This window comes from Arthrobacter sp. Hiyo1 (genome assembly GCF_001263615.2).
GTDB lineage: Bacteria > Actinomycetota > Actinomycetes > Actinomycetales > Micrococcaceae > Arthrobacter.
This window is the reverse complement of sequence record NZ_DF952468.1, coordinates 64,656-66,300: the sequence shown is the minus strand read 5'-3', so window position 1 is coordinate 66,300 and position 1,645 is coordinate 64,656. Positions and strand designations below refer to the sequence as shown.

Below are 1,645 nucleotides of genomic sequence, written 5' to 3'. Positions count from 1 at the left end.
CCATCCAGCGTGACCTTGAAGAGGCCGTCCGCGTACCCGATCGACGACGGCGCGCCGTCAGTGGCGATCCACATGTAGCCTGCCGAATCGAAAGCGACGTTGTCCGGGCAGGAAATGGGCGAGACCTTGTCGGCCGGGAAGCCGGAGAAGTAGGTCGAGGAGTTCTTGGCGGGGTCTCCACAAACCATCAGGAGCGTCCAATTGAAGCGCGTAGACGTCTGGTCACCGGTTTCGGTGATTTCCACGATGTGGCCGTCCCGGTTGAGGGTGCGCGGGTTGACCTCGGTGGCGCCTTCCTTTCCAGGCTTGCCGCGGTCCGAGTTGTTGGTGCAGACCACATAGACCTTGCCGGTGGCCAGGTTGGGTTCGACGTCTTCGCAGCGGTCCATCTTGGTGGGGCCGACCTTGTCCGCGGCGAGGCGTGTGTAGACGAGTACCTCAGGGACGGACATGCCCGGAACTGCGGAGACGCCGTCGACCACCAAGGGAAGCCACTCGCCGGAACCGTCGAAGGCGCCGTCGGAGGGAAGCGCGCCGTTGCCGGTGATCTCCGACGCCGGAGAGTCGCCGGTGAACTTGGCAACGTAGAGGTCGCCCTCGGAGAGAAGGTCCATGTTGCTCCGGCGTGCCGCGGCCGAGTCGCCGGGCATGTACTTGCCCTTGGAGACGAACTTGTAGAGGTAGTCGAAGCGCTCGTCGTCGCCCATGTACGCCACCACGTGGCCCGAGTCGGCAACTATCACGTTGGCGCCCTCGTGCTTGAAGCGGCCCATGGCGGAGTGCTTCTTGGGTGTGGAGGAGGGGTCGAACGGGTCGACTTCAACGATCCAGCCAAAGCGGTTGGACTCGTTGGCGTAGCCGGCGTTGTTGGTGTTGAAACGCGGCTCATCCAGCTCCCACTTACGGGCCGTTGCCTTGTTGGAGAGGCCGTAGCGCTTGTCGCCCGCCGAGGTGCCGGGAGCCACGAAGTAGCCGTTGAAGTTTTCCTCGCCGGAGAGGATGGTGCCCCAGGGAGTGGTGCCTCCGGAGCAGTTGCCGAGGGTGCCTTTGATCTTCCGGCCTGAGGGATCGTCGATGGTCTTCACCAAGTCCGTGCCAGCGGCGGGTCCGGTGAGTTCGTAGGTGGTGTCGGTCAGGAAGCGGCGGTTGAGCGGCGCACCCTTGACGTAATTCCATGGTTTGTTCTTGTTCTTGCGCTCAAGTTCCACAACCGTGAGCCCGTGTGCGGCACGCCCGATCGCGCGCGCCTCCGCGGCCGCCAAAGTTGCCGGGAACATGATGTTCTCGTTGGTGTACTCGTGGTTGGTGAAGAGCACGGCACGGCGGTCCTTGGAATCCGGGATGGGCAGGATGTCCGTGTAGTCGTTGTTGTAGCCGAACTGTCGGGCCTGCGCTGCCGCGGTCTGGCCGTTCAGCTCGAAGGCCGGCGAGTCTGCGAAGAGCGGATCGCCCCAACGGATGATCGGCTGCCACGCGAATCCATCCGGGACGGTGAACGCGTCCACGGTGTAGTCGACCGGCTTGATCGGCGCGAACTTGAGCTTGGCCTTGTCGAAGCCCGTCTTCGCCGCCGCTGACAGGCCAGCGCCGCCGGGAACGTTGCCGGAAAGGCTTCCGCCCTGCACGACGGCGAGCGCACCGACGG

The 1,645-nt window shown here is 64.3% G+C and carries 1 protein-coding gene; it reads right to left on the bottom strand.

The window, feature by feature from the left end:
* The coding region (locus tag AHiyo1_RS00275) for a PhoX family protein (RefSeq protein WP_059387231.1) at positions 1-1,645 on the bottom strand (1,645 nt) is incomplete at both ends.